Here is a 26,314-nt window from a genome sequence, read left to right on the forward strand (position 1 = left end):
ATTCGAATCGTGGATTTTAGCCGGGAATTCATTGCCCTCGCCTGTGAAAAGGGCGTGTTGCGTTTTGGGTCATTCGTGACCAAGGCGGGGCGTAACTCGCCCTATTTTTTCAATGCCGGCCTGTTTGACGATGGCGTGTCGTTTCGTGCCCTGTGCGGATACTACGCACATGCGATTCGTGACGCCGGCGTCGCGTGCGACATGTTGTTCGGTCCCGCGTACAAGGGTATCCCGCTGGTGGCGGGTACGGCGATCCGGCTCGCGGAAGATGGCGTCGGGCTGCCGTTCGCATTCAATCGCAAGGAGGCCAAGGATCACGGTGAGGGGGGAACGCTCATTGGCGCGCCGCTGGCCGGCCGCGTGCTGATCCTCGACGATGTGATCTCGGCGGGTACGTCGGTGCGTGAATCGGTCGAGATCATTCGTGCGGCCGGCGCCACGCCGGCTGGGGTCGTGATTGCGCTTGACCGCATGGAACGCGGCAAGGGCGTGCTGTCTGCAGTGCAGGAAGTGCAGGAGACCTTCTGCATCCCCGTGATTGCGGTAGCGACGCTCGATGACCTTATCGGCTATCTGGCCGACAGCCCCGACCTCGCTGCCAATCTTGATGCGGTCAAGGCCTACCGGGAAGCGTATGGCGTCGGCTCGACTCGTTGAACTCGTGCTTCTGACCGCGCTTGCCGCGCCTTTGGCCGCGGCGGCGCAGGGACGGACCATCTACTGCTGCGATGTGGGCGGTAGCCCTGTGTGCGGGGATATCCTCCCGGCTGCATGTTACGGACGAGGCTATCGTGAGCTCAGCACGAGCGGCACGCTGCGGCGTTACGTACCTCCGCCGCTGACGTCAGAGGAGATCGCCGAGCGCGACGAGGACGCGCGTCGTCGCAAGGAGGCCGAGGCCGCTGCGCTCAAGCAGCGACGGCTGGATCAGGCATTGCTGGAGACCTACCCCAGCGTCAAGGCGATCGCCGATCGTCGCGATCGCGCGCTGGCCGACATGGATCGCACGATTGCAGACTTGCGCGTGCGTGAGAAGGCGCTGATCGCGCGCAAGGCGCGCTTTGCGCAGGAGGCCGAGTCCTATCGCGGCCAGAACGTGCCGCCAGACCTCGCGGAAGATCAGCGCAACGTCGATGGAGAGATCGCTGCCCAGCGCTCGATCATCGACGCCAAGTTGCGCGAACGCGAGTCTCTCCGCCTGCGCTTCGAGGAAGATCGCCGTCGCTACCTTGAACTGACGGCCCCTGCATCCCGCCCGCGCTGACATCGCGCGGATTGCGCCCACGGAGGTCCAGATGAGCGCCATCGATTCCAAGGTGGTGAAAGCCGCCTGTCCACATGATTGCCCGGATACCTGTGCGATGGAGATCACCGTCGAACAGGGCAGGGCTGTGCGCGTTCGTGGTGCTGAGAAGATGCCGTTCACCAATGGCTCGCTGTGCACCAAGGTGTCGCACTATCTGGAACGTGTGTATTCCGACCAGCGTCTGCTGTATCCGATGAAACGTATCGGGCGCAAGGGTGAGGGGCGTTTTGAGCGCATCACCTGGGACGAAGCCCTGAACACCATTGCGGCGAAGTTCCGCGAGATCGCCGCCGACGATCCGCGCGCGATCCTGCCCTACAGTTACGCCGGCACCATGGGGCTGGTGCAGGGCGAGAGCATGGACCGTCGCTTCTTCCACCGTCTTGGCGCCTCGCTGCTCGATCGCACCATCTGCGCCTCGGCCGGCGCCGCTGGCTGGAAGGCGACGGTCGGTGCGGCCGTAGGGGCTGATCCCGAAGCACTGGTCGATGCCAGGCTGATCCTGATCTGGGGGGGCAACCCGGTGGTGTCGAACGTCCATGGCTGGCGTTACATGCAGGAGGCCAAGCGGCGTGGTGCGCGTTTGATCTGCATCGACCCCCGGCGCACCGATACCGCGAAAAAGTGTCATCAGCATGTCGCGCCCCTGCCCGGGACGGACGGCGCACTGGCGCTGGCAATGATGCAGGTGCTGATCGCCGAGAACCTGCTCGACCATGACTACATTGCGCAGCACACGATCGGCTTCGATGCGCTGGCCGAACGTGTTCGTGAACATACGCCCGAATGGGCGGCGTCAGTCACCGGTCTGGATGCAGAGGTAATCCGCAGCCTTGCGCGCGAATATGGGCGCGCGCAGCCGTCAATGATTCGTCTCAACTATGGCCTGAACCGCTGCGCGGGGGCTGGAATGGCGGTGCGCAACATCGCCTGTCTTCCCGCCCTGACCGGCGCCTGGCGACATGCTGCGGGCGGGGCGCTGCTCTCCGTTTCCGGAAACTTTCCCAAGGATGTGCGCGCCCTGGCGCGGCCTGACCTGTATCCGGATGCAGAGCGCTTTCCGCCGCGCACGATCAACATGTCGAATATTGGCGAGGCCCTGCTCAAAGCCGGCGAGCCGCCGCTGCGGGCCATCTACGTCTACAACTCGAACCCGGTGGCGGTTGCGCCCAACAGCAATGAAGTACGGGCAGGTTTCGCGCGTGAGGACTTGTTCTGTGTGGTGCACGAGCTGTTCCAGACCGACACCGCCGACTACGCGGATATCCTGCTGCCCGCCACCAGCCAGCTCGAACACCGCGATGTGCATGGCAGCTACGGACACGCCTACGCAGTGTCCAACGAGCCTGCGATTGCGCCGCTGGGTGAGGCGAAGCCGAACACCGAGGTGTTCCGCCTGCTGGCGGCGCGGATGGGGTTCTCCGAAGCGCTGTTTTCCGAAACCGACGACGAGCTTGCGTCCCAGGCCTTCAATCGCGACGATCCGCGCGCATTCGGGGTGACGCCGGAAGCGCTGAAAGCACAAGGCTGGGTCAGGCTGAATCTGCCCCGCCCCAGTGTGCCGTATGCCCAGGGCGCCTTCAGGACGCCATCGGGCAAGTGCGAGTTTTACGCCGAGACGCTCGCTGCGCAGGGGCATGACCCGCTGCCGGCCTGGACGCCGCCGGCCGAGTCCGTGTCGAGCAATCCTGCGCTCGCCCAACGCTACCCGCTGGCATTGATCACGCCGCCGGCCCGCAATTTCCTGAATACCAGTTTTGCCAATCTGCCCCGCTTCGTACAGCAGGAAGGCTCGCCGAAGCTCGAGATTCATCCGCAGGATGCCGCGAAGCGCGCTATCAGCGATGGGGACCGGGTGCGCATCAGCAATGATCGTGGTGCCTTTCACGCCCGCGCAGTGGTCACCGAGGACATCCGGGCTGGTGTCGTCGTGAGTCCGTCCGTGTGGTGGCAGAAGCTCTCTGGCGATGGAGAGAACGCAAATGCGGTGACCTCGTCGGCACTGACGGACATGGGGGGCGGGCCGATTTTTTACGATTGTCTGGTTGAGGTCTTGCCTGTATGACGGTTTCGTCAAGCACGAACGCTGATATTGATGCGGTTGCAGCGCTGCTGAAGCACGCTGAGCGCGTGTTGTTCATTACTGGGGCAGGCATTTCCGCCGACTCCGGACTCCCCACTTATCGTGGCATTGGCGGCCTGTATCATGAGCGCCTGACGGCCGAAGGGCTGACGATAGAAGAGGCGCTTTCGGGCGAGATGATGGCGCAACGGCCCGACATCTCGTGGCGTTACATCGGGGAGATCGAATCCAATTGCAGGGGAGCGAAGCCGAGTGCGGCGCACTTGCGCATTGCCGACCTCGAGGCGGAAAAGCCGGGGGTCTGGGTGCTGACGCAGAACGTCGACGGCTTGCACCGCATGGCCGGATCGGAGAAGGTGATCCAGATCCACGGCACGGTGCATCACCTGCGCTGCACAGAGTGTCCGCATCAGCGTAGCGTGCACGATTTTGCCGGGCTTGATCTGCCGCCCGCGTGTCCGGTGTGCGGCGGCGTGCTGCGTCCGGATATCGTGCTGTTCGGCGAGATGTTGCCGCAAAAGGGGCTGGATCAGCTTACCCATGTGCTCGAGTCGGGGGTCGATCTGATCGTATCCATCGGCACCACAAGCGTCTTTCCGTACATTTCGGGGCCGGTGTGGTGGGCACAGCAGAACGGGATTCCATCGGTTGAAATCAATCCGGGTGACACCGAGGTCAGCGATATTGTCGACTATCGCCTGCGCATGGGCGCTGCGGACGCTATGACGCAGTTGTGGGCGCGCATGCACGAACTGCCCTGATCGCGACGCGACAGGCCACAGAAAAAAGGGCGCCAGTGGCGCCCTTTTCCGTTGCTGGTGCCGCTGCTTACAGCAGCACGCGTTCAATGCCGCCCTTATTGGCCTTGGCGACGTAATCGGGCAGCCAGTTCTCTCCCAGCAGGTGCTTTGCGAGTTCGACCACGATGTAGTCGGGCTCGATGCCGCCGGCGTCGTCTGCGTAACGGCTCAGCCCCTGCAGGCAACTGGGGCAGGAGGTGAGGATCTTGGTCGGGGCGTTGGGGCTGGCTTCCTGCATCAGCGCCACACCCTTCTCGATCTCCTCCTGCTTGCGGAAGCGCACCTGGGTGGAAATGTCCGGACGTGAAACCGCCAGGGTGCCCGACTCGCCGCAGCAGCGGTCCGAAAGGTCCACTCGTGTCCCCATCAGCTCGTTGGCCACCTTGATGCCGGAATGCACCTTCATCGGGGTGTGGCAGGGCTCGTGATACATGTAGTTCACGCCCTGCACGCCTTCCAGCTTCACGCCCTTTTCCATCAGGTACTCATGGATGTCGAGCAGGCGGCAGCCGGGGAAGATCTTCTCGAACTCGTACTTCTGCAGCTGATCCATGCAGGTGCCGCAGGACACGATCACCGTCTTGATGTCGAGATAGTTCAGCGTGTTGGCAACGCGGTGGAAGAGCACCCGGTTGTCGGTGGTGATCTTCTGTCCCTTGTCTTCCTCGCCGGCGGCCGTCTGCGGATAGCCGCAGCACAGGTAGCCCGGCGGCAGCACGGTCTGTGTGCCGACGTGGTAGAGCATGGCCTGGGTGGCCAGACCGACCTGGCTGAACAGGCGCTCCGAACCACAGCCCGGGAAGTAGAACACGGCGTCGGTGTCGTGGCTGCCCTTCTGCGGGTCGCGAATCACCGGGATGACCTTGTCGTCCTCGATGTCGAGCAGGGCGCGGGAGGTCTTCTTCGGCAGATTGCCAGGCATCGGCTTGTTGATGAAGTGAATCACCTGCGCCTTGATCGGGGCCTTGTGCAGCGTGGCTGGCGGCGCCTTCACCTGGGACTGGATGAGGCCGAAGCGCTTGCCCATTGTGTAGGCGAAACGCTGTGCCTTGTAGCCCCACTCGATCATGCCGGTGCGGATCACCTTGATCGTGGCCGGATCCTTGACGGTAAGGAAGGCCATCGCCGCGGCCTTGCCCGGGTTGAAGGACTTCTTGCCCTGCTTGCGCAGCAGGTTGCGCATCTTGATCGAGACGTCGCCGAAGTCGATGTCGACCGGGCACGGTTTTTCGCACTTGTGGCATACGGTGCAATGGTCGGCCACATCCTCGAACTCGGCCCAGTGTGCCAGCGATACGCCGCGCCGCGTCTGCTCTTCATAGAGCATCGCCTCAATCAGCAGCGAGGTGCTGAGCACCTTGTTGCGCGGGCTGTAGAGCAGGTTGGCGCGCGGGACATGGGTCGAGCATACCGGCTTGCACTTGCCGCAACGCAGGCAGTCCTTGATATCGTGCGCAATCTCGCCGATCTCGGTCTGCTCCATGATCAGCGATTCGTGGCCCATCAGGTTGAAGCTGGGCGTGTAGGCGTTGTCGAGGTTGCCGCCCCGCATCAGCTTGCCACGGTTGAAGCGGCCCTCGGGGTCCACTCTGGACTTGTAGTCCCAGAAGGAGGTCATCTCCGCGTCAGTCAGATAGTCGAGCTTGGTGATGCCGATGCCGTGCTCGCCGGAAATCACGCCATCAAGCGAGCGCGCCAGCGCCATGATGCGGTCGACCGCGCGGTTGGCGGTCTGCAGCATGTCGTAATTGTCGGAGTTCACCGGAAGGTTGGTGTGGACGTTGCCGTCTCCGGCGTGCATGTGCAGCGCCACAAAGACACGCCCGCGCAGCACCTGCGCATGCAGCGCCTCGATCCGCTCGAGAACCGGGGCGAAGATCGTGCCGTCGAAGATCTTGTTCAGATGCGGCTTGATCTCGGTCTTCCACGACACCCGGATGGAGTAATCCTGCAAGCGATGAAACAGCTTGGGGTCGGCGGCACGATTGCTCAGCTCGCCGGCCTGCACGCCATAGGTGGCGAACTCGCGCTCGGCTTCGGCCAGCGGCATGTCGAGGTTTTCCAGCAGCCATTCCCAGCGCTTGCGAACCGCCTCGATGTAGTTCAGAGCGGCTTCGCGGCGGTCACCAATCAGTTCATCGGCGGCAAGGTTCGCATCGCCCTGATCCAGGGGCAGGTCGCCACGCAGAAACTCGGCGAGGGTGTCGCACAATTCAAGCTTGTTGCGGGTGGACAGCTCGATGTTGATGCGCTCAATGCCGTCACAGTAGTCGCCCATGCGTGGCAGCGGGATGACTACGTCTTCGTTGATCTTGAAGGCGTTCGTATGGCGGGAGATGGCTGCCGTGCGTGAGCGCTCCAGCCAGAAGCGCTTGCGCTGCTCGGGCGATACCGCAATGAAACCTTCAGCACCGCGGGTGTTGGTCATGCGCACCACATCGGATGCTGCAGCCATCACCGCGTTCTCGTCGAAGCCGACGATGTCGCCGATCAGAACCATCTTCGGGCGGCCGTGGCGCTTGGCCTTGGTGGTGTAGCCCACCGCCTTCACATAGCGCTCGTCAAGGTGCTCGAGCCCCGCCAGCAGCACACCGGCGGCATTGCCGGCGCCACCCGGCTTGAAGTAGTCGGTGATCTCGACGATGGCGGGCACGGCTTCGCGAACCTGGCCGAAAAACTCGAGACAGACGGTGCGGGTGACCGGCGGCATCTTGTGCAGCACCCAGCGCGAGGCCACGATCAGGCCGTCGGTGCCTTCCTTCTGCACGCCCGGAATGCCGCCGAGAAATTTGTCGGTGACGTCCTTGCCCAGTCCGTCCTTGCGGCAGTGCGCGCCGGGCATCGAGAGCACCTCTTCTCCGAGTGGGGCGTAGGTGAAGCCGTCGAAGCGACGCAGACGGAACCGTGCGATGTGCTGCTCGTGGATCTTGCCGAAGTTGTGGTCGAGGCGCTCGACCTCAAGCCAGTTGCCGTCCGGCGTGACCATCTTCCACCACGCCAGGTTGTCGAGCGCAGTGCCCCACAGCACGGCCTTCTTGCCACCGGCGTTCATGGCGATGTTGCCGCCGACACAGGATGCGCTGGCCGAGGTGGGGTCGACCGCGAACACGCGGCCGGCCAGGCTTGCCGCCTCCGACACGCGATCTGTGACAACGCCGGCGCCGGTGCGGATGGTGGCGTAGGGCGAGTCCATCGGATTGCCGTCGGCGCCGGGCAGGACCATCTCTTCCACAGGGCCGATGGTGATCAGCTTCTCGGTATTGATCACCACCGAATTCGCGTCGAGGGGCACGGCTCCGCCCGTATAGCCGGTGCCGCCGCCGCGCGGGATGATGGTCATGCCGAGTTCGATACAGGCGCGTACCAGCGGTGCCATTTCCTCTTCGGTGTCGGGGTAGAGTACGACGAAGGGGTACTCGACGCGCCAGTCAGTTGCGTCGGTGACGTGCGATACGCGGGCGTGTCCGTCGAAACAGACATTGTCGCGTGCAGTGTGACGCGTGAGCGTCTTCAGCGCAGCCTTGCGCTTGCGCGCAGTGACATCGAACCAGCGCTCGAAATCGGAAACGGCCTGACGCGCACGGGCAATCAGCAGTGCGACGCGGTCGTTACCCTGCCGGCGCTTCTCCACCTCATTGACCCGGTGGTCGAGGGCGTTGATCAGCGCCTCGCGCCGCTCGCGGCTGGCGAGCAGGTCGTCTTCAAGGTAAGGGTTGCGGCGAACCACCCAGATGTCGCCGAGGACTTCGTACAGCATTCGCGCCGAACGGCCGGTAACCCGCTCTGCACGCAATTCGTCGAGAACGGACCACGCGTCTGCACCGAGCAGGCGGGTCACGATCTCGCGGTCGGAGAACGAAGTGTAGTTGTACGGAATTTCTCGCAGGCGTTGGGTCATTAGTGCACCGAGGTGGCTGCTGCAGGGGAACCTGCGATTTTAACGAACCGCAGTGCAACATGCATCAAAAAACAAGACCTTATGCGAAGTGTGGAATCAGACACTGCGCTACAGGGGTGGACGCCACGGGTAACGAAGGGTTCCGGCAGGGCCGGTGCTTCAAGCCCTTCAGGCGACAGCGGCGGTGATCGCGATTTCGACCCGCCAGCCGGGTTGCGCCAGCGCAACGACCTGGAGGCAGGCACGGGAAGGGGCTGTGCCCGCCGGCACCCAGGCATCCCACGCCGCATTCATGCCGGCATAGTCGGCCATGTCGGTGAGGTAGATGCTTGCGCTGAGGATGCGCGAGGTACTGCTGCCAATGTCTTCGAGCTGTCGTGCCAGGCTGTCGAGGATCTCCTGGGTCTGGCTGCCGATGTCGCCATCGGTCGAGGTCGGGACTTCGACAATGTAGGCGACACCGTTGTGGACCACGGAGTCGGAGTAACGGGCAGTTGTGCCCTTGCGCTGTATCGATTGCATGAGAAGGCCGGATGAGATCGCAAGGCGCACGATTATACCGCCCGTACTCAGTACACGGCGGATGCGATTGCGAGGTATCGCAGCCCTTTGCCCAGCGCCATCCAGCACAGGCACGCAAACCAGTTCAGGCGAAGTACGCCGGCAGCCGCGCACAAGGCGTCTCCAATGACCGGGACCCAGGACAGCACAAGGCTTGCGCTGCCGTAGCGTTGCACCTGGCGCAGGCGCTGTGGCAGCTCCTTGCGCGGCAGGAGGCGTGCGATTGCATAGGTGCTCATGCCTCCGAGGGTGTTTCCGACGGTTGCGAGGATCAGGGCCGAGACGAGTTGCCCGGGGTACTGGTGAAGGATGCCAGCAAGTACGAGCTCGGAGCCGCCAGGCAGAACGGTCGCTGACAGGAAGGCCGAAACGAACAGCCCGCCAAGCGCGGCGCTGACCCCGTCAAGCACGGGCGGATACCCGCCAGTTTGCATGCCGGAGCATCTGCCGGTATGCGTCCTTCAGCTTCTCAAAGTTGACGTTTGCATATGACAAGTGGGAGTATGGCGGCGCTTTTCTCATGTTGATGACCAAGGAGTTGTGTGATGAAAGGATTGATTCTGACGACTGCTGCCGCCACCTTGCTTGCCACATTATCCCCTGCCGAGGCCTGGGCAAATCCGCAGCACGAACGGATGAAGAACTGCAACCAGGAGGCGCGGACAAAGGCACTGAAGGGAGATGAGCGCAAGCAGTTCATGAGTGCGTGCCTGAAAGGCAAGCATGCGGCGACGGCAGCGACGGCTTCTACGGCCGCGCCACCCGCTTCCAGGGCTGCTGAGCCAGGAAAGGCCAAAGCACAGGACGCGTCAGCCACGCCTGCAAGTGCCGGAGCGCTTCAGGCAGCCCAGAAGGAAAAGATGAAAGGGTGTAACCGGAATGCGACCGAGAAGGCGCTCAAGGGCAATGAGCGAAAGGTCTTCATGAGCGAGTGCCTCAAAGGGTGAGTGCGCTCAACCCCTGAGAGTGCGGGGCGAGAAGGGGGGGCGGCGCCGGCCGAACCCCCTTCAGTGATTCAGTATGCGTCCGCCGCGAAGTGCTTCCGTTAGGGCCTGGGCGTTGGCTTTGCGGACGGTCTTAAACGATGTCGAAAAAAACCAGGTCGCGCTCGATTTCCTTGGATGAAAACCCGCAACCAATGCGTCCCGAGCCAGTGAGGGAGAGCTCTGCGCCCTTGATGCAGCGCTCATCGTCGCCGTCGATGGAGACGTGGCAGCCGTTGGAGCTCTGGTCGATCAGGACAAAGCCGTCCCTTCTGCGCTCGATGCGCGCGTGCTGACGCGATGCCCTGGCGTCGATGATCACGACATCGTTGCCCAGTTCGCGCCCGAGCAGCACGATGGGGCGGTGCTCCTCGACGAACATCACCTCTTCCTGGTGGCGCAGTCGCAGGCGCTGGGAGAGCTTCGCGTTCGGCGGCAATGACGTCACCACACCGACGCGGTGGCCGATGGTGAATACCTGCCATTCCAGCCCGCTCTGTGCTTCCGACTGAAACGCCTCTGCGCCGGCAAAGTGCCGGGCCGAGGGGGTTAGCAGCATGACCGCAGTGCTGCTTGCCAGTGCTTGTCCGGGGCGGCAGGTCTGTGCCAGCCGATGTGCGCCGTCGACCCCTTCTCCGCCCGAACCGGCATCGGCGAGACCATAGTGGATGCCGATCCGGATCTTCAGTTGCGTGCCGCTGACGGGCGGAAGGCTCAGCACGCGCTCAAGCATTTCGCAGGCTGCGACAACGCCCGAATCGCAGCGCTCGAAGCTCGCCGTCATGGTGCTTTGCGTGCGTTCAAGAACACTGCCGCTATTGCCACCCACCGCACGGTCAATACGGTTCAGGCAGCGGTCGACTGCGCGGTTTGCCTCATCCTTGCCGAGGCGTGTAATGAGGTGGTCCCCCCCGATGACTTCGGCCACGAGCACACACAGGTTTTTTCGATCGGACATATTATTGATTTACCGCGGTGATTGTCCGGCGGCAGGCATTCGCCGCGCTCGGGTCAATAATGATCAAAGGCCGAAAGCGATGCAAGCCTTCCGGTGATGCCTGCCGGATATTTTATTGCCCTGAAAAAAGCCGGATCACTCCTCCGTTCCCCTCAGGAATGGGCTGGGGATCGAACGCGATATCACCTTCGTCCAGTGTTGTATTTCGGTCGACACCGACGAAATCAAACAGCTTCTGGTCGGCCAGATGCGACGGAACGACATTCTTGAGCGAGGTTGCGAGCGACTCGATGCGTCCGGGATGTTCGCGTGCCCACGACTGGAGCATGGCCTTGATGTGTTTGCGCTGCGCGTTCTCCTGCGAGCCGCAGAGGTTGCACGGAATGATTGGAAAATCCATGCTGCGGGCAAAGCGGGCGATATCGCTTTCGGTACAGTACGCCAGCGGTCGGATCACCATGTGCTTGCCGTCGTCGCTCACCAGTTTGGGCGGCATGGCCTTGATCTTCCCGCCGAAGAACATGTTCAGGAACAGCGTTTCCAGCATGTCGTCACGATGGTGTCCAAGCGCGATGCGGGTGGCGCCGATCTCGGCCGCGGTGCGGTAAATGATGCCGCGGCGAAGGCGGGAGCACAGGGAGCAGGTGGTCTTGCCCTCAGGGATCTTGTCCTTGACGATCGAGTAGGTGTCCTCGGTGACGATCCGGTACTCGACGCCGATGGACTCGAAGTAGGCGGGCAGGATGTGGTCGGGAAAGCCGGGCTGTTTCTGATCGAGGTTCATTGCCACGATGCGGAAATCAACCGGCGCACGCTCGCGCAGCGCCAGCAGGCAGGAGAGCAGGGTGTATGAATCCTTGCCGCCAGACACGCAGACCATCACCGTATCGCCATCGCCGATCATGTTGTAGTCACCGATCGCTTCGCCGACGCTACGCTCGAGCTTCTTCTTCAGGCGCAGAAAGGTATTGGAGTGGCGGTTTTCGGCTTGTTCGATGGCGGCTTGGGGCGTAACGCTATTCACGATGGGGCTCAGTAAAAAAGTCTTTCCGGATTATACACTTGCATTGCAGCGGGCGATCAGAGGTGCGCGCTGCGGCCGCCGTCCACGGCCAGGATCTGACCGGTGATGTAGGGGGCGTCGACCAGCAGGAAGCGCACTGTGCGGGCGATGTCGGTCGGGCTGCCTTCGCGCTGCAGCAAGGTGTGGCGGACGATCTCTTCGCGCTCGTCGCTTGCGATCTGCCCATCTTCAGGCCACTCGATCGGCCCCGGAGAAACGCCGTTTACCCGCACTTCGGGCGCCATCTCGAGCGCGAGCGCGCGGGTCAGTCCTGCCAGCCCGGCCTTTGCCGCGCAGTACAAGGCGTAATGTCGCAGGGGGCGCTCAGCGTGGATGTCGACAATGTTGACCACGGCGCCACGTGACGCCTTGAGCGCCGGCGCGAGTGCCTGGGTGAGGAACAGCGGACCCTTGAGGTTGGAACCGACGAGATCGGCCCATGCGCTTGAGTCGATCTGCCCCAGCGGCGTGGGGAAGAAGCTCGACGCGTTATTGACGAGTCCGTCGAGTCGGCCAAAGTGGGCCAGGACCCGGTCTGCAAGCGCTTCGGGCACACCATCGGCACCAAGGTCTCCGCCAACGGTCATGGCCGATCCCGGGCGGATGGCGAGAAAGCTCGCCGCGAGCGCCTCGGCCTCTTCCCGGCTGCTGCGATAGTGCAGCGCGATGCGAGCGCCGCCGGCGTGAAGTTCGCGCGCAATCGCAGCGCCGACTCTGCGCGCGGCGCCGGTGACGAGAATGACAGGCTCGATGGTTTGTTCGTTCATGGTGCTGTTTTGGGTTGTCGAGAGTTGTTGATTGGCGCGGTTCCTGGGGGCCGCGGTGCAGTTCATCCTGCGCGCTCGGCTACAATGCCGCGTCCCCAACCTTTGCCGCCGCCATGTCTTCCTTGCCTCAGCCTTCCGCAGAAGCCCTTGACCAGAGCAATCGGCTGACCGCCCTGCTGCAATCCGAAATCCGCGCCGCGGGGGGCTGGATGCCGTTTTCCCGTTACATGGAACTGGCACTTTACGCGCCCGGGCTGGGGTATTACAGCGGCGGCGCGAGAAAGTTCGGGCCGGGGGGCGATTTCATCACGGCGCCTGAGCTGACGCCCCTGTTTGGCCAGGCGCTTGCAAGTCAGGTTGAGCAGGTGATGCAGCTCAGTGCGATGCAGGTGATCGAAGTCGGTGCCGGGACCGGACTGCTTGCGGCCGATCTGCTGCTTGAGCTTGAGCGTCGAGGTGCGCTCCCGCTCAGCTATGGCATCCTCGAACTCTCGGCCGAACTCAGGGAACGCCAGTTTGACACCCTCGCGCAACGGGCACCGCATCTGGCTGCGCGCGTTCAGTGGCTGGATGCGCTGCCCGCGCAGTTCTCCGGTGTGGTGGTTGCGAACGAAGTGCTCGATGTGATGCCGGTGCATCTGGTCGTGTCGCGCGCCGACGGCGTGTTTGAGCGCGGTGTCGTGCTGACCGAGAGCGAATATGGGGCGGTGTTTCGCTGGGGTGACAGTCCGGCCGAGGGGGCGGTGCTCGAAGCGGCCCGCGCGCTGGAACTGCCGGCGCCCGCAGAGGGCGAATACCTGACCGAGATCAACCTGGCCGGGCAGGCCTGGATGGCCTCATGGGCAGACCGCTTGCAGCAGGGGGCGATGCTGCTGATCGATTATGGCTATCCGCGTGCCGAGTACTATCTGCCGTCGCGCTCGAACGGCACCTTGCTGTGCTACTACCGCCATCATGCGCACGCCGATCCCTTCCTGTGGCCGGGGCTGAACGACATTACCGAATTCGTGGATTTCACGGCGATGGCTGAGTCGGCGTACGACGCCGGGCTGGAGGTGCTGGGCTACACCAGCCAGGCACAGTTTCTGTTCAATTGCGGGGTGCTCGACTGTCTGGCACGACGCGGCCCCGAAGGGTCGGCCGACTATGTTCGCGCGGCGCGCGCAGCGCAACGGCTTACCACGCCGCAGGAGATGGGCGAGTTGTTCAAGGTGCTTGCCGTCGGCCGGGGCATCGACGTACCGCTGCTCGGTTTCGCTCGCGGCGACCGTCTGCATACGCTCTGATACGCTGCGAGCGGGTACTGCCTGTCGGATGCCCGGCGTTTCGGCTGGTCAAGCGCCCTGGCGACTCATTGCGTTCAGGAGCGCTTCGATGTCGCGCGGCGGCGGCATGTTGCGCGCCGGCTGACTGAAGTCAATTTCCTGCAGCTGAAGGGCTGCTTCGGGGAGAGGACGCCTGGTGGTGCCAAGGACTTCCTTGTCAATCCTGCCGGCTTCCCGAATTTCCTTGCCGGTTTGCATGTCCATGTAGATCACCATGATGGCCTCCGCAAAGTGACCGGATATCCCGGTCTCCTGATTTCATTAACGGCCGCTTTCTGGCGGGCTTGAATCGAAGATTGGGACCGATGGTGCAATGTTCAAGACGTGGTGTTCGCGTCTTTGAGCAAATCATGACAATTTGGCGACCGGCTGGCGAGGAAAAAAAGCACGGGGTGTGGCTTTTTTGCCGCAGCAGGTCGCCGTCAGCCAAGGGATTTAAAGCGATTGCGACTCGAGCCACTCGGCGATGCGCTTCGCGACGCCTTCCCAGCCGTGTTCCAGCATCATCCCGTGGCCGATATCGTCAAAGATTTCGGCAGTTAGTCCGTAGGTGGTGGCGGTCATATGCACCTGATCGGGCGGAATGAGCTGATCGTGGCTCGCGCCGAGGATCAGCATTGGGACGTCGTGCATCTGCGCAGGCTGGGGCAGGTTGAACAGGGTCATGTCCCAGATCGCGCGGTGCGACTCTGCCTGGCTCAGCGCGTAGTAGCGGCGCAGCGTTGCTTCATCGATCGGTTGATGGAAAAGGGCTTCGCGCAGGCTCTCCAGTTGGGCCTCGCCTGCGTTCATCAGGCGATTGAGGTCAGCCAGCAGGTGCGGCTTCTTGAACATCAGCCCGAAAGCCGACCCCATCAGGCCCTGTGGCGGTACCGAAGCCATCAGCACTGCTGCCGGTGCTTTCGCCCGTTCGAGGTATTTCTGCACCACCATGCCACCCATTGAATGGCCGATCAGCACTGGCGCACTCGGCAGGCGCTCAATCACCTGGGTCAGGTCGCGGACATAGTCGTCGATCGACAGTGAGTCGAGGTGGTCGTGGTGCAGGCTCTTTCCATGTCCTGACAGGGACACTGCGTAGGCTGTCCACCCCTTGGCTGCGAACCAGGGCAGGAAATGCTCTTCCCAGCACCAGGCGCCGGTATAGGCGCCGTGGACGAAAAGCAGCGGGGTGGGGTGGGGCGTGCCCTTCCCGGGGCTGTGACAGAGGACTTCAAGGTCGCCGAAGCGTGATGCTGCATTCATTGGGGAATCTCCATGCCGCGCTGCACTGCCGGGCGTGCAGCCATGGCTTGTGACCAGCGCTGCACCTCGGGGAATCGGGCAAGGTCGATACCTTGCCACTCGTGGCGGGCAATCCAGGGGTAAGTCGCAATATCTGCGATCGAGTAGGTGCTGCCGGCCAGCCAGTCGCGGCCCTTGAGGCGGGTGTTGAGCACGCCGTAGATACGCGCGCCCTCTCGCGAATAGCGGTCGATTGCGTAAGGGATGACATCCGGCGCAAAGCGCAGGAAGTGGTGGATCTGTCCAAGCATGGGCCCGACGCTGCCCATCTGGAACATCAGCCACTGCAAGGCCTCGCTGCGCTCGCGCGCATCGGTGGGTAGCAGTCGGCCACATTTTTCGGCGAGGTAGATCAGGATTGCCCCGGACTCGATCACCGTGAACGGATGACCGTCGGGTCCTTCGCTGTCGACGAGCACGGGAATCTTGTTGTTGGGGTTGAGCGCAGCGAAGTCAGGCGCAAACTGGTCTTTCCGGGTGATGTCGATTGCCCGGGTTTCGTAATCCAGTCCGAGCTCTTCCAGCGCGATCGATACTTTTCGACCGTTTGGCGTGGCCCAGGTATGGAGGGTGATCATTTCTTGTTGGCTCTGTTGGTTGCGGTGTTCGCCCCTGAAGGGGTCTAATCCGGCATCTTTGCGTGGAGTGGTTGATGCTCAAGTGGATTGTGGTGGTCATGCTGATCGTGGTTCTCACCGGCCTGATCCAGCCCGGCACGGCTCAGCGCCTGCGTCTTGGCCACCTGCCCGGAGATGTTGCATTCCGTTTCAGGGGCAAAGCTTATCACTTCCCCTTCACCACGACGGTGTTGCTGTCCCTGCTTGCCTGGCTCATCTTGCGCGCGATCTGAACTCGTGACCGTGCGATGATGCTCAGTCAGCGGCGGAAGTCTCTGCACGAACTGCCTTGACCGCAGCCAGGCGTGCGCAATGGATGCGCTCAGGAATCTGTGCTTTGTTTGTGCATTCGCGGGCGATCCTGCCGGCGTCGATGGCGCGCATGCGGTCGAGCATCTGCTGCCAGCGTATGCCCGGCTGCCACGGTGCTGCACGCTCGCCACCCCGGCCCCGATAGTCGCAGGCTGCGGCATCGAGCATCAGCCTGAAGCGCTCTGGGCGTCGCAGCGCATCGCAGCGTTCGATGACCTTGACGACGGTTTCGGCGCGCAGGATGTCGATCTGGCCAAGAATGCCGTGCTCGCGCGCCACCATCACCGCCAGGTCGCGGCACTCGGTCGGTGCCTTCAGGCGTTCCGATACCGCGCGTGCCATGTGCTCGCCACGTGCTTCATGACCGTAGTGATGGGGCAGGATGGCTTCCGGAGTGGTGCCCTTGCCAAGATCGTGCAGCAGACAGGCCCAGCGCACCGCAAGGGGGTGCCCGCCGCGGGCCGATGCGTCGATGACCATCAGCACGTGCTCGCCGGTGTCGATCTCCGGGTGGTGCTGCTCCGGTTGCGGCACGCCGAACAGGGCGTCCACCTCGGGCAGAATGCGCGCCAGTGCGCCGCACTCACGCAGGATGCGGATCATCCGCGACGGCGTGTCTTCCATCAGGCCGCGGGACAGCTCCTGCCAGACGCGTTCAGGCACGAGGTGATCGACTTCGCCCGCGCTGACCATGTTCTGCATCAGCGTGAGCGTCTCGGGCGCGAGGCTGAACTCACTGAACCGCGCTGCAAAGCGGGCGACGCGCAGGATGCGCACCGGGTCTTCGGCAAACGCCGGGCTGACGTGGCGGAAGATCCTCGCATTCAGATCGGCAACGCCGCCATAGGGGTCGGTCAGCTTGCCCTCTGCATCACGCGCAATCGCGTTGATGGTCAGGTCGCGACGCAGCAGGTCCTGTTCGAGGGTGACGTCAGGTGAGGCATGGCACACGAATCCGGTATAGCCCCGCCCGCTCTTGCGTTCGGTGCGGGCGAGGGCGTACTCCTCGTTGCTGGCCGGGTGCAGAAAGACCGGGAAGTCCTTGCCCACCGGCCGGAAACCACGCGCAAGCATGGCTTCCGGCGTTTCTCCCACCACGACCCAGTCGCGATCCTTTACCGGGAGTCCGAGCAGGGCGTCGCGCACTGCGCCGCCAACAACGAATGCACGCATCAGCCGTAGAGATCCTCTGACGCAATGGACTCGGTTTCGGCCAGTGCCGCAGTCTCCCATTCACGCATGTGCGGATTGGCGAGCATGGTGGTCAGGTACTCCGCGGCAGCGCCTTCCGGCTTCACGCCGTAGGTCTTGAAGCGGTAGCAGACCGGGGCGAAGGCCGCATCGGCAATGCTGAAGCGGCCGAACAGGTAGGGGCCATCCTTGCCGAAGCGTGCACGGCAGTCGTTCCAGATTGCCGCCACGCGGGCGATCTCGGCGTCGACCTCCGGGGTGTGCCCCTTGCCGGTGTAGTCCTTGCGGATGTTCATCGGCATGTGTTCGCGCAGGTGCGCAAATCCGGAATGCATTTCGGCGCTTACCGCCCTCGCGACGGCACGCGCTGTGACCTCGGCCGGCCACAGCTGGGGGTTCTTCTCCGCCAGGTATTCGCCAATCGCGAGCGAATCCCAGACCACGAAACCATGGTCGATGAGGCAGGGAACCTTGCCCGACGGCGAATGCGACAGGATGTGCTCACGGCTGCCCGGAATGAACAGCGGGATGCGGATCTCCTCGAAGGTGAATCCTCCGGCACGGGCTGCCAGCCAGGCGCGCAGGGACCAGGACGAGTAGTTCTTGTTGCCGATGATCAGTTTCATCAGTGACTCCGTCAGAGGGAAGGATTAGCGACGCGCGTGGCGGCGCAGGGGGTTATACAGGGCGCGTTGCGTTGCCTTGCCCAGCCATCCCGGCACCACCGACTCGATCGCGGTCGGGACCAGGCCAAAGGGCAGGGGCGCGCCGCTGGCGATGTTGTCAGCACGCATCGAGCGCACGTTGTCACGGCTCATCAGGGGCTGCGGCGCGAGCTCCATCAGCCTGGCCTGAAACATCGCGAGGCCCTCTGGAAGCGGAATGACCGGGCGCGGGTGCCCGACCAGCGCGGAGACGTACTCGACCAGTTGGCGCAGCGTGTAGACGCTTGGCCCGGCAAGTTCCAGCGTCTGGCCGTTGGCCGAAGGGGCGGTGAGGCAGCGCCACACCACCTCGGCAACGTCTTCCACATAGACCGGCTGAAAGCGGGCGTTTGCGCCGCCAAGCGGCAGGACGGGGAAGACTGAGGCCAGCTTCGCGAACAGGTTCAGAAAGCTGTCGTCGCGGCCGAAAATGACTGACGGCCGCAGGATGGTCCATTCGACCTCGGGCGCGGCGGCGCGGATGGCGAGTTCGCCTGCGGCCTTGGAGCGCTGGTACTCGGAGGGGCCATCGGCATCGGCGCCGAGCGCGCTGACGTGAATGAGCCGTCGCACACCAACTGCCTTGCAGGCGGCTACGATCTTTTCCGGGAGTTCGACATGGGCGCGGGCAAAGTCGGGCCCGTAGGGCGACGCACTGCGCGAGTGCAGGATGCCGACGAGGTTCACCACGGCATCGGCGTCGGCAAACAGGCTGGAAAGGGTTGCCTCGTCATGGCAGTCGGCCTCGATCACCTCGACGTTGGGCAGGAGCAATACACGCCCTGCGCGACTGCGCCGGCGCGTCGGAATCAGCACGCTGACGCCGGCTTCAGCCAGCCTGTTGGCGATGGCGGTGCCGAGAAAACCGGTACCGCCGATCAGAACGACACGTTGTGGAATCATCGTGATTGTTGCTCCGGCGCGTGGTGCATGAGTTTAGCGACTAATGTGAATGGGGTCATTGTGCGTCCGGCCGCGGTGCAATGGTGCCAAGTCGCGCCTTGAGCGACTGTGGCTGGCCGTCGAGCATGGCTGCATAGATCACGGTATTCGCCATGACCTTCTTTACATAGTCGCGGGTTTCGTCGAAGGGAATGGTTTCGACATAGATTGCACCTTCCAGCGGACGCGCGTCGCGCCAGCGCTTGGCGCGTCCCGGCCCGGCGTTGTAGCCCGCACTGGCCAGCACCGGATGATTGTCGAGATCTTCAAGGATGAGGCGCATGTAGCTGGTGCCGAGCTGCACGTTGGTGTTGGGCTCGGACAGCAGGCCCTGATGGTAGCCGCTCATGCCGATCTTGCCTGCGACCCACTTGCCCGTGGCCGGCATCACCTGCATCAGGCCTTGTGCACCGGAACTCGAGCGCGCGGGGACGACAAAGCGGCTCTCCTGGCGCATCAGGCCGTAGACCCAGTTCATGTCCAGGCCCTGGCTGCGGACCTGCGGTTCGATGAGATCCCGATACGGGGTAAGAAAGCGCAGATCAAAGGCGCCTTTCGGATTGGCGAGTTCGGCGGTGTTGATGGCGCGGTCGAAAATATCGTACTTGAGGGCGAGGCGGGAGGCTGCGAGCCGGAATACCTCGTCCTGTCCGCGCAAGGACCAGTTCCACTCGCGTACGGCCTCGGTCCGCATGTCGAGCTGGAACAGGGCAATGGCGCGGCGCAGACCGGGGTCGTCCTCGGCGAGGCGAAGCTGTTCCGCGCTCAGTGCCGTGGCATGAGGCGAAACAACAAAGGGGCGGCCGAGTTCATCGCCCGCGAGCATGCCGTAGAAGTGCGGTTCGCCTGCTAGGCGCGCATAGAGCGCTTCGGCCTCGGCACGACGGTTGAGGCCGGCAAGGCTGCGGGCGCGCCAGTAGATCCACTCGGATTCCTGCTGTTCGTCGGCGTTCAGCCGCTCGATTGCCCCGAGCACTGCCTTCCAGTCGTTGTCGCGCAGTGCGGAACGAACGCGCCACGCGCGCTGTTCGGCCGTCATCGGGATGTCGCCGGCGGCGCCGAACCAGTCTCTGGCCATTCTGTCCTGCGCCCACGATGCGCGCAGCGCGAGGGCCGAATAGACATAGGCGCGGTCATCGGCGCCGAGCCGGTCCTGCAGGCGGATCAGACGCACGTGCGCAGCGGGCATGTCTTCGCGGACGAGGCGAACCAGTGCGGCCAGCGCCAGCTCACGACTGGCGCGATTGGTGGCGAAATTGCCGGGCAGGCGGTCGAGGTATTGCGCAGGGCTCTTCATCGCCTGTTCGAGTGCGCCGCTGTCGCCATCGTCGAGCCACGCAAGCGTGCTGCGTGCATTGCCGGTATTCCGGTTTTCGACCTGTCGCCTGAAGCGCCACCATGCGTCGTCGGCGCTCACGTCTCCGCTGCTGATCGCAGCCCGCAACACGGTGTCGCAGGCGCTGTGTGCGTCGGTGAGGTCGTGCCATTGTGCGGCGACGTCGGCCAGCACGCCGCGATCCCCGTTCATCAGCCTGGCGGTCCAGTGGTGGCAGCGCATCTCGCGGTCGGGGCTTTGCAGATCGGGATAGAGCCGCAGAAAACCGGCCCAGTCGCTGTCCTTGGCGAGTCTTCGCAGCCAGTCGGCGCGCAGACGTTCGGCAAGCACAGAGCCGGCCTCCTGCATCAGGAAATCTGCCAGTTCGGTTGCGGGGGGGGCGTCGGGGCGGGCAAGCTTGTTGAGCAGCAGCCAGTACCGGACATAGGGGTCGAGCAGATGGGTGTCGGGTTGCTGCGCCAGTCGTTCCAGTGTGTTGCGATCACCGGTGCGGATGGCCTCCCGGGCGGCGAGAATTCGCGCCTCTCCCTGTTGTCCGAAAGCGCCCGTTGCAAATACCAAGCATGCTGCGAACAGCATTCCCCATGAAGCCTTGTGCATCCCGTAACATCCCCGTTTAAGATCGAATCACCATATCACAGTGACTGCCAGTTTCCCCGCCCTTTCCGACGATATCCAGACCCGGCGACGCGCGCTGCGCGATCATGCGCTGGCGGCCCGCGAAGCGCTTTCGCCGGCGTCCCGTGCCGGGCTCGTCCGCCAGCTCGAAACTCACCTCGATGAGCTCGTCGCCGTGCTGCAGCCCCGCGTACTGGCCTTTTGCTGGCCGTATCGCGCAGAGCCCGACCTGCGCGAATGGGTGGCGCGGTGGCTGACAGGCGACGCGGACCGTCGCGCCGCCCTGCCGGTCGTTCTGGAGAAGGACGCACCCCTGATATTTCGCTGCTGGCAACCCGGCATGCCGCTTAAGACCGATCGTCATGGCATTCCGTTTCCTGCCGAGGGGGCGGCTGTCGTGCCCGACGTGGTGCTGGTGCCGCTCAACGCTTTCGATGTGCAGGGTTTTCGCCTTGGCTATGGCGGCGGGTATTTCGACCGCACGCTGGCGGTCATGCGAACCGTCACTGTCGGGGTCGGTTTCGAGCTGGGGCGGGTTGATTCCGTGCTGCCCCAGGCCCATGACCAGGCGATGGACTGGCTGCTGACTGAGGCTGGCGCGTTTCGGGCCGGCGAAGCCTGAGCAGGGACTGCCCGCGGGGCCTGGGCTTCAGGCCTGCTCCACCCGGTTGCGGCCATTGTGCTTGGCGGCGTAGAGCGCGCTGTCGGCGCGGGCAAGAATCATCTCCGCACTGCTGTCGCCAGCCTGCAGCAGGCTGACGCCGATGCTGGTCGTCGCGCCGATGTCGCGGTTCTGGTAGACCAGTGGGGTGTGCTCAAGCGTGCTGCGAAGGCGTTCGGCCAGTTCGAGCGCACCCTGCAGACCGGTAGCCGGCAGCAGGATCGCGAACTCCTCACCGCCGAGGCGGCCGATGAGGTCGGATGCTCGCAGCAGCGAGTGTGCAAGCCTTACAACGTGGCACAGCATGGCATCGCCCGCAGCATGGCCGTGCAGGTCATTGACGCGCTTGAAGTGATCGAGGTCCAGCATCATCAGCGTTGCGTCGTTGCGGTAGCGGCGCACCCGAACCAGCTCCGCATCCACCTTGTCCAGAAACGCGCGTCGGTTGCGAACACCCGTCAGCGGGTCGGTGGTGGCAAGCAGCCACAGGGCCTTCTCCTGCTGCTTGCGCGCGCTCACATCGCGATAGACGCGCAGGAAGCCCAGCAGCGCATCAGTGCTGCCCGTGCTCCGGATCGGAATGAAGTCACGCTCAATCCAGCGCCCGTCGCGGTGTGCCAGCTCTTCGCCATAGACGGTCTGTGCGCGCTCGCGGAGCATGTCGAGCCGTTGTGCAAACGTCGTCGGATCCAGGCTGAGCTTGCTGGCGGCGAGGGTGAGGTCATGGATCGAGGTGCCCGCAAGATTGCCTGGCGGGCGCGGAATATTCATGAGGTCGAAGACCCTGTCGTTGAGCAGCGTGATCTGTCCCTGCATGTCTTCCATGATCACTGCGCCGGGGAAGTGGTCGACCACGGTCTGCAGCCGGGCGTAGGCGGCCTGCAGATCCTTGCGCGCGGCGCGGGCGGCGGTGATGTCTTCCTTGATGGCAATGAAATGCGACAGCTCGCCAAGTTCATTGCGCACGGGGGTGATCGTGAGCGCCTCGTCATACAGGCTGCCGTCCTTGCGCCGGTTTACGAGTTCCCCGCGCCAGACCGCGCCCGAGAGAATGGTGTTCCACATCCTTTCGTAGAACTCGCGGCTTTGCTGGCCGGAGCGCACCAGTTCCTTGGGCATGCGTCCGATCGCCTCGCTCAGTTCAAAGCCGGTGAGGGCGGTGAAGGCCGGATTGGCCCACTCGATGCGCGCGTCGGTACCGGTGATGACAACGGCGGTGGCGCTCGCGTTGAGCGCACTTTCGAGAAGGTGGCGGCGTGCTTCCGCTCGACGGCGCAGGCTTCGTTCATGTTGTCCTGCGCGGCGGAAGTACAGATAGGCTGCCAGCGCGCCGCCGAGTCCGAGCAAGCTCAGCGGCAGGAAAACGAGTGCGCTGCTGCGGCTCTCGGCATACGCGCCTGCGAGCGCCTCGTCGAGCACACTGTTGATGACGACTGCGAGTGGAAGACCCTCGTTGAGCTGGTAGCTTACAAGCTGTTGCCCCTGTTCGCCGTCCAGTGTCTGCATTCCGGCGGTTTCGCCACCCTGCCAGCGGAGGGCGAGCGCTTGTTCGACCTGCTGCAGCGCTGTATCCGCGACAGAGGTATCGAGCAGCCGCATGCCATCGAGCCGGAAGAGGCTGATGCGATCGCCAGGCGTGGTCCTGAAATCGGCGAGAATGCGTCTGAAGTAGTCGAGCTCCAGGGTGGCGAGCAGCGTAAGCGGGCGCGCGTCTCCCGATCCGAACGAGCGTGCGATCGGGATGAAGCCCTGGTCGGGTGTCGGCGTCTGTGGGTCGCCTGTCGGTCGAGCGTCGGCAAGGTCGCGTCCGGCGTGCGGCGGGCCGATCTGGAGGACGTCTCCGGGAACACGATTGGTGGGGTGGTAGCTGTCGAGACTGAGCACGGTTCCCAGATTCTCGGGGGTGGTGCTCGCAATGACCCTGCCGTCTGCGTCGACCACCGAGAGCGAGCGCAGGTAGGGGATGTGCCGGATCACGGAGTCGAGCTGCTTCGTCCATTCAGGTAATCGCTCACCGTCGACAATGGCGCTTCCCAGCGAGCTCAGGTTGAGATCGACGTTCCGTATCAGATGTCCGATGTGCGCGTTCAGGTGGCGGGTGTCGCGCTGCGAAATCTGTTCGTGCGCAGTGCGTACGTCTTCCAGAACACGCGAAAAGTGGTACTCGAAACCGGCCCAGGCCAAAAGTGCGCAGACGCTCAACAGGCCAAAGAAACCGAAGTCAGCGAGGCGCCTGCGGCGTCGTGCGTTCATCTGGCGGCCGCGCTCAGCGGGTGATGACGATGGGCTCGAGCCCGTGCCGCCGCGCGGCGCGTACCAGGCGGCCATCGTGCTTTATCGCACGGAGGTAGGTTTCGAGCCGGTTGAACCACGGGGCGTCACCCGGTGCGACAGCCCATGCGTAAGGGGTGATGTGGTAGGGCGTGCCGGGCGAAATCAGGCGCGCCCAGTCTGACCTGTCGACCATGCGATGGCCGAACGGGTAGTCGGTGATGAACACGTCGGCACGCCCGGATTCGACGGCCTCCTCACGCGCGTGCGGCGATCCCAGTACCGCAAGCCTGGCGTGGCGAAGCTTGTCGATCATGACCCGTTCATGGATCGTGCCTTTGGCGACGGCCACGACAACCCCTGGCTGATCAATGTCGTCCCACTGATTGATTCGCCGGCTGCTGCGCGGGGCAACCGCATAGATGTCGCTCGCAAGGTAAGGGGCGGTGAACCGAAGCTCTTCCGCACGCTCGGCCGTGATCCCGACACCAAACATCGCGACGTCGCAGTTATCGTTGAGCAAGTCCTTCGTCAGGCGCGGAAAGCTGCTGTCGACGAACTCGACGCTGACGTTCAGTTCCCGGCCAAGCTCAAGCGCGAGATCGATGTCGATCCCCCGTAGCTCGTGGGTCGCCGGATCCCGGTATGTCATCCCGAAATACTCTGGCCAGATGCAGACCCGGACGCGCTTCTCGTCGATGATGCGATCAAGACGGCTTTGATGCGCGTGCGCGTCGGAGGCGAGGCCCTGAGCGAGGGTGGCGCCGAGGAGCACGAGAAGCCAGCGAGCAAGTTGGAGAGGGAGCGGGGAAGTCACGGGTATCCTCATTGCAGCCGCGCGCCTCGATGGCACTGCGCTGCAGGGGCGCGCCTTCGCCACGCCGGCGGGGTGCGCATGTCGCCGGATCGGCTCCGGCAAGCTCATTTCTATTACAAAAGAACTAAGTTATCAAGCACCGGAATGTGACAGCAGCCGGCCTGGTGCAGGGCGTGCGGGCAGGATGGCGCCTGCCATCCTGCCATGCTCATGACAGGAACATGCGGTAGGCCGGATTCGCCGTTTCGTCGACATACTCGTAACCGAGACGCTCGAGAAATGCATCGAAGGCGCCGTTGTCTTCCGGCGGAACCTGCATGCCGACAAGAACCCGGCCAAAGTCGGCGCCGTGGTTGCGATAGTGAAAAAGGCTGATGTTCCAGTCCGAACGCAGATTGGAAAGGAAGTTGATCAGGGCGCCCGGGCGCTCGGGGAAGGTGAAGCGGTAGATCACTTCGTTCGTTGCCTGCGGCGCGCGCCCGCCCACCATGTAGCGAACGTGGGTCTTGGCCAGTTCGTCGTCGGTCAGGTCGACTGCCGGCAGATCGTGACGGGCCAGCATTTCCACCAGTCGCGTGGCTTCGTTGCGGTTATGTACGGTCACGCCGACAAAGATGTGAGCCTTCTCGGTGTCCGCATAACGGTAGTTGAACTCGGTGATGTTGCGATTGCCGAGCAGGCTGCAGAACTTGCGGAAGGAGCCTGCGTGTTCGGGAATGGTGACCGCGAGCACTGCTTCGCGCTGTTCGCCAAGCTCTGCACGTTCGGCCACGAAGCGCAGACGGTCGAAGTTCATGTTGGCGCCGGAGGCGATCGCGACCAGGTGCTTGTCGCGCAGCTTGTTGCGGCGCGCGTATTCCTTGGCGCCCGCAACCGCAAGCGCGCCGGCGGGCTCGAGAATCGAGCGGGTGTCCTCGAACACGTCCTTGATCGCGGCACAGATCGCGTCGTTATCGACCAGGATCATCTCGTCGACGTACTGCTGACACAGGCGGAAGGTTTCGCGGCCCACTTCCTTGACGGCAGCGCCATCGGCAAAGATGCCCACCTGATCGAGCGCGACCCGTCTGCCTGCGGCCAGCGAGCGCGTCATTGCGTCGGCGTCGACCGCTTCGACACCAATGATCCGGGTCTCCGGGCGCAAACGCTTGATGTAGGCTGCGACACCGGAAATCAGGCCGCCGCCGCCCACGCAGCAGAACACTGCATGGATGGGCTGCGGGTGGGCTCGCAGGATTTCCATGCCGATGGTGCCCTGGCCCGCGATTACATCCGGATCGTCGAAAGGATGGACGAAGGTAAGCTTCTCGGCCTTCTCCAGTTCAAGCGCGTGGGCGTAGGCGTCGGAGTAGGACTCGCCCACCAGCACGACTTCACCGCCCCTGGCCTTGACCGCGTCGATCTTGATCTGCGGCGTGGTGCTGGGCATGACGATGACCGCACGGACCCCGAGCTTGTTCGCCGACAGCGCCACACCCTGGGCATGATTGCCCGCCGAGGCACAGATGACCCCACGCTGCAGGGCCTGCGGCGACAGCTTGACCATCTTGTTGTACGCACCGCGCAGCTTGAAGCTGAACACCGGCTGCATGTCTTCGCGCTTGAAATACACTTGATTGTGAATTCGGGCGGAGAGATTGCTGGCGAAATCCAGCGGTGTCTCGATGGCGACGTCGTACACCTGGGCGTTGAGGATACGTTCCAGATAATCCGGGCTTGCGGCGGTCATGGCTTTGGCTTTGTGCGAGGGCACTGCGGTAAAGGGGCTGAGGGTAGCAGTCGATGCGGCACTGCGGCAAGCGCAGTGCCCGAAAAAA

Annotated in this window: 24 protein-coding genes; 8 read left to right on the forward strand and 16 right to left on the reverse strand. The window is 63.5% G+C overall.

Annotation, left to right across the window (positions count from 1 at the left end; translation table 11 throughout):
* Positions 1 to 6: 6 nt before the first annotated feature.
* The 4 genes from pyrE (at position 7) to CEW83_RS20080 (ending at position 4,150) form a co-directional block, all read left to right on the forward strand.
* A complete protein-coding gene (gene pyrE, locus CEW83_RS20065) occupies positions 7 to 657 on the forward strand; it encodes an orotate phosphoribosyltransferase (RefSeq protein ID WP_420094108.1) in 651 nt (216 codons plus the stop codon).
* On the forward strand, positions 635 to 1,264 hold the full coding sequence (locus CEW83_RS20070; protein ID WP_108950940.1) for a hypothetical protein: 630 nt from the start codon (positions 635 to 637) through the stop codon (positions 1,262 to 1,264). The genes pyrE and CEW83_RS20070 overlap by 23 nt, the downstream gene beginning before the upstream one ends.
* 97 nt (positions 1,265 to 1,361) lie before the next feature.
* Positions 1,362 to 3,371, forward strand: coding sequence for a molybdopterin-containing oxidoreductase family protein (locus tag CEW83_RS20075; protein WP_420094109.1), 2,010 nt, complete (start codon positions 1,362 to 1,364; stop codon positions 3,369 to 3,371).
* A complete protein-coding gene (locus CEW83_RS20080; RefSeq protein WP_108950942.1) occupies positions 3,368 to 4,150 on the forward strand; it encodes an NAD-dependent deacylase in 783 nt (260 codons plus the stop codon). Before CEW83_RS20075 ends, CEW83_RS20080 begins: the two co-directional genes overlap by 4 nt.
* Before the next feature lie 67 nt (positions 4,151 to 4,217).
* On the opposite strand, the gene CEW83_RS20085 is transcribed toward CEW83_RS20080, so the two are convergent.
* The 3 genes from CEW83_RS20085 to CEW83_RS20095 form a co-directional block, all read right to left on the reverse strand.
* On the reverse strand, positions 4,218 to 8,087 hold the full coding sequence (locus CEW83_RS20085; protein WP_108950943.1) for a DUF3683 domain-containing protein: 3,870 nt from the start codon (positions 8,085 to 8,087) through the stop codon (positions 4,218 to 4,220).
* A gap of 168 nt (positions 8,088 to 8,255) precedes the next feature.
* Entirely contained in the window at positions 8,256 to 8,609 is a 354-nt protein-coding gene (locus CEW83_RS20090; protein WP_108950944.1) for a RidA family protein, read from the reverse strand.
* 47 nt (positions 8,610 to 8,656) lie between these two features.
* Positions 8,657 to 9,082, reverse strand: coding sequence for a YqaA family protein (locus CEW83_RS20095; RefSeq protein WP_199915169.1), 426 nt, complete (start codon positions 9,080 to 9,082; stop codon positions 8,657 to 8,659).
* A gap of 111 nt (positions 9,083 to 9,193) precedes the next feature.
* Between CEW83_RS20095 and CEW83_RS20100 the strand changes: the two genes are divergently transcribed.
* A complete protein-coding gene (locus tag CEW83_RS20100) occupies positions 9,194 to 9,595 on the forward strand; it encodes a PsiF family protein (RefSeq protein WP_108950946.1) in 402 nt (133 codons plus the stop codon).
* A 130-nt stretch (positions 9,596 to 9,725) separates the two neighbouring features.
* Here CEW83_RS20100 and CEW83_RS20105 read toward each other — a convergent pair whose 3' ends face one another.
* From CEW83_RS20105 to CEW83_RS20115, 3 genes are all read right to left on the reverse strand, one after another.
* Positions 9,726 to 10,589, reverse strand: a complete 864-nt coding sequence (locus CEW83_RS20105; RefSeq protein WP_108950947.1) for an FHA domain-containing protein — start codon at positions 10,587 to 10,589, stop codon at positions 9,726 to 9,728.
* A gap of 112 nt (positions 10,590 to 10,701) precedes the next feature.
* A complete protein-coding gene (gene ttcA / locus CEW83_RS20110; RefSeq protein ID WP_199915170.1) occupies positions 10,702 to 11,613 on the reverse strand; it encodes a tRNA 2-thiocytidine(32) synthetase TtcA in 912 nt (303 codons plus the stop codon).
* Positions 11,614 to 11,669: 56 nt separating this feature from the next.
* Complete coding sequence (locus tag CEW83_RS20115) at positions 11,670 to 12,419, reverse strand: pteridine reductase (protein WP_108950949.1); 750 nt, start codon at positions 12,417 to 12,419, stop codon at positions 11,670 to 11,672.
* A 113-nt stretch (positions 12,420 to 12,532) separates the two neighbouring features.
* Between CEW83_RS20115 and CEW83_RS20120 the strand changes: the two genes are divergently transcribed.
* Positions 12,533 to 13,705: a class I SAM-dependent methyltransferase gene (locus tag CEW83_RS20120; RefSeq protein ID WP_108950950.1), complete on the forward strand. Its 1,173-nt coding sequence runs from the start codon at positions 12,533 to 12,535 to the stop codon at positions 13,703 to 13,705.
* Between the two features lie 48 nt (positions 13,706 to 13,753).
* Here CEW83_RS20120 and CEW83_RS20125 read toward each other — a convergent pair whose 3' ends face one another.
* The 3 genes from CEW83_RS20125 to CEW83_RS20135 all read right to left on the reverse strand — a co-directional run bounded on the left by CEW83_RS20125 (position 13,754) and on the right by CEW83_RS20135 (position 15,606).
* Positions 13,754 to 13,960, reverse strand: a complete 207-nt coding sequence (locus CEW83_RS20125; RefSeq protein WP_108950951.1) for a hypothetical protein — start codon at positions 13,958 to 13,960, stop codon at positions 13,754 to 13,756.
* A gap of 219 nt (positions 13,961 to 14,179) precedes the next feature.
* Positions 14,180 to 14,989, reverse strand: a complete 810-nt coding sequence (locus tag CEW83_RS20130; RefSeq protein WP_108950952.1) for an alpha/beta hydrolase — start codon at positions 14,987 to 14,989, stop codon at positions 14,180 to 14,182.
* Positions 14,986 to 15,606, reverse strand: a complete 621-nt coding sequence (locus CEW83_RS20135) for a glutathione S-transferase family protein (RefSeq protein ID WP_108950953.1) — start codon at positions 15,604 to 15,606, stop codon at positions 14,986 to 14,988. Before CEW83_RS20135 ends, CEW83_RS20130 begins: the two co-directional genes overlap by 4 nt.
* A gap of 74 nt (positions 15,607 to 15,680) precedes the next feature.
* On the opposite strand from CEW83_RS20135, the gene CEW83_RS20140 reads away from it, so the two are divergent.
* Positions 15,681 to 15,878 (forward strand): DUF2905 domain-containing protein, encoded by a 198-nt coding sequence (locus CEW83_RS20140; RefSeq protein WP_108950954.1) that lies wholly within the window; start codon positions 15,681 to 15,683, stop codon positions 15,876 to 15,878.
* Between the two features lie 22 nt (positions 15,879 to 15,900).
* Here the strand turns inward: CEW83_RS20140 and CEW83_RS20145 are convergent, their stop codons facing one another.
* From CEW83_RS20145 to CEW83_RS20160, 4 genes are read right to left on the reverse strand one after another with little or no spacing between them, the layout of a single operon-like run.
* Positions 15,901 to 17,130: a multifunctional CCA addition/repair protein gene (locus CEW83_RS20145; RefSeq protein ID WP_108950955.1), complete on the reverse strand. Its 1,230-nt coding sequence runs from the start codon at positions 17,128 to 17,130 to the stop codon at positions 15,901 to 15,903.
* The gene (locus tag CEW83_RS20150) at positions 17,130 to 17,774 is read right to left on the reverse strand and encodes a glutathione S-transferase family protein (RefSeq protein WP_108950956.1); all 645 of its coding nucleotides are present in this window, start codon (positions 17,772 to 17,774) and stop codon (positions 17,130 to 17,132) included. The genes CEW83_RS20145 and CEW83_RS20150 overlap by 1 nt, the downstream gene beginning before the upstream one ends.
* Positions 17,775 to 17,798: 24 nt before the next feature.
* The gene (locus tag CEW83_RS20155) at positions 17,799 to 18,755 is read right to left on the reverse strand and encodes a complex I NDUFA9 subunit family protein (protein ID WP_108950957.1); all 957 of its coding nucleotides are present in this window, start codon (positions 18,753 to 18,755) and stop codon (positions 17,799 to 17,801) included.
* A gap of 55 nt (positions 18,756 to 18,810) precedes the next feature.
* Positions 18,811 to 20,730 (reverse strand): lytic transglycosylase domain-containing protein, encoded by a 1,920-nt coding sequence (locus tag CEW83_RS20160; protein WP_108950958.1) that lies wholly within the window; start codon positions 20,728 to 20,730, stop codon positions 18,811 to 18,813.
* A gap of 40 nt (positions 20,731 to 20,770) precedes the next feature.
* Here CEW83_RS20160 and CEW83_RS20165 point away from each other — a divergent pair, with 40 nt between their 5' ends.
* On the forward strand, positions 20,771 to 21,370 hold the full coding sequence (locus CEW83_RS20165) for a 5-formyltetrahydrofolate cyclo-ligase (RefSeq protein ID WP_234418928.1): 600 nt from the start codon (positions 20,771 to 20,773) through the stop codon (positions 21,368 to 21,370).
* Positions 21,371 to 21,397: 27 nt separating this feature from the next.
* On the opposite strand, the gene CEW83_RS20170 is transcribed toward CEW83_RS20165, so the two are convergent.
* From CEW83_RS20170 to ilvA, 3 genes are all read right to left on the reverse strand, one after another.
* The gene (locus tag CEW83_RS20170; protein ID WP_159099517.1) at positions 21,398 to 23,662 is read right to left on the reverse strand and encodes a diguanylate cyclase; all 2,265 of its coding nucleotides are present in this window, start codon (positions 23,660 to 23,662) and stop codon (positions 21,398 to 21,400) included.
* Between the two features lie 13 nt (positions 23,663 to 23,675).
* Positions 23,676 to 24,497: a substrate-binding periplasmic protein gene (locus CEW83_RS20175; RefSeq protein ID WP_234418929.1), complete on the reverse strand. Its 822-nt coding sequence runs from the start codon at positions 24,495 to 24,497 to the stop codon at positions 23,676 to 23,678.
* Positions 24,498 to 24,705: 208 nt separating this feature from the next.
* Positions 24,706 to 26,226 carry a threonine ammonia-lyase, biosynthetic gene (gene ilvA / locus CEW83_RS20180; RefSeq protein ID WP_108950961.1) on the reverse strand — a complete coding sequence of 507 codons (1,521 nt, stop codon included), beginning with the start codon at positions 26,224 to 26,226 and terminating at the stop codon, positions 24,706 to 24,708.
* Positions 26,227 to 26,314 lie beyond the last annotated feature (88 nt).

It is taken from the genome of Parazoarcus communis (assembly GCF_003111645.1).
Lineage (GTDB): Bacteria > Pseudomonadota > Gammaproteobacteria > Burkholderiales > Rhodocyclaceae > Parazoarcus > Parazoarcus communis_A.

Coding starts and splice junctions, on each gene's coding strand:
- CEW83_RS20170 (WP_159099517.1), bottom strand. CDS start 23,662: ATGAACGCACGACGCCGCAGGCGCCTCGCTGACTTCGGTTTCTTTGGC.
- CEW83_RS20075 (WP_420094109.1), top strand. CDS start 1,362: ATGGAGATCACCGTCGAACAGGGCAGGGCTGTGCGCGTTCGTGGTGCT.
- CEW83_RS20120 (WP_108950950.1), top strand. CDS start 12,533: ATGTCTTCCTTGCCTCAGCCTTCCGCAGAAGCCCTTGACCAGAGCAAT.
- CEW83_RS20145 (WP_108950955.1), bottom strand. CDS start 17,130: ATGCGTGCATTCGTTGTTGGCGGCGCAGTGCGCGACGCCCTGCTCGGA.
- ilvA (WP_108950961.1), bottom strand. CDS start 26,226: ATGACCGCCGCAAGCCCGGATTATCTGGAACGTATCCTCAACGCCCAG.
- CEW83_RS20160 (WP_108950958.1), bottom strand. CDS start 20,730: ATGCACAAGGCTTCATGGGGAATGCTGTTCGCAGCATGCTTGGTATTT.
- CEW83_RS20140 (WP_108950954.1), top strand. CDS start 15,681: ATGCTCAAGTGGATTGTGGTGGTCATGCTGATCGTGGTTCTCACCGGC.
- CEW83_RS20070 (WP_108950940.1), top strand. CDS start 635: ATGGCGTCGGCTCGACTCGTTGAACTCGTGCTTCTGACCGCGCTTGCC.
- CEW83_RS20125 (WP_108950951.1), bottom strand. CDS start 13,960: ATGGTGATCTACATGGACATGCAAACCGGCAAGGAAATTCGGGAAGCC.
- CEW83_RS20155 (WP_108950957.1), bottom strand. CDS start 18,755: ATGATTCCACAACGTGTCGTTCTGATCGGCGGTACCGGTTTTCTCGGC.
- CEW83_RS20080 (WP_108950942.1), top strand. CDS start 3,368: ATGACGGTTTCGTCAAGCACGAACGCTGATATTGATGCGGTTGCAGCG.
- CEW83_RS20130 (WP_108950952.1), bottom strand. CDS start 14,989: ATGAATGCAGCATCACGCTTCGGCGACCTTGAAGTCCTCTGTCACAGC.
- CEW83_RS20100 (WP_108950946.1), top strand. CDS start 9,194: ATGAAAGGATTGATTCTGACGACTGCTGCCGCCACCTTGCTTGCCACA.
- CEW83_RS20095 (WP_199915169.1), bottom strand. CDS start 9,082: ATGCAAACTGGCGGGTATCCGCCCGTGCTTGACGGGGTCAGCGCCGCG.
- CEW83_RS20115 (WP_108950949.1), bottom strand. CDS start 12,419: ATGAACGAACAAACCATCGAGCCTGTCATTCTCGTCACCGGCGCCGCG.
- CEW83_RS20090 (WP_108950944.1), bottom strand. CDS start 8,609: ATGCAATCGATACAGCGCAAGGGCACAACTGCCCGTTACTCCGACTCC.
- CEW83_RS20135 (WP_108950953.1), bottom strand. CDS start 15,606: ATGATCACCCTCCATACCTGGGCCACGCCAAACGGTCGAAAAGTATCG.
- CEW83_RS20150 (WP_108950956.1), bottom strand. CDS start 17,774: ATGAAACTGATCATCGGCAACAAGAACTACTCGTCCTGGTCCCTGCGC.
- CEW83_RS20105 (WP_108950947.1), bottom strand. CDS start 10,589: ATGTCCGATCGAAAAAACCTGTGTGTGCTCGTGGCCGAAGTCATCGGG.
- CEW83_RS20085 (WP_108950943.1), bottom strand. CDS start 8,087: ATGACCCAACGCCTGCGAGAAATTCCGTACAACTACACTTCGTTCTCC.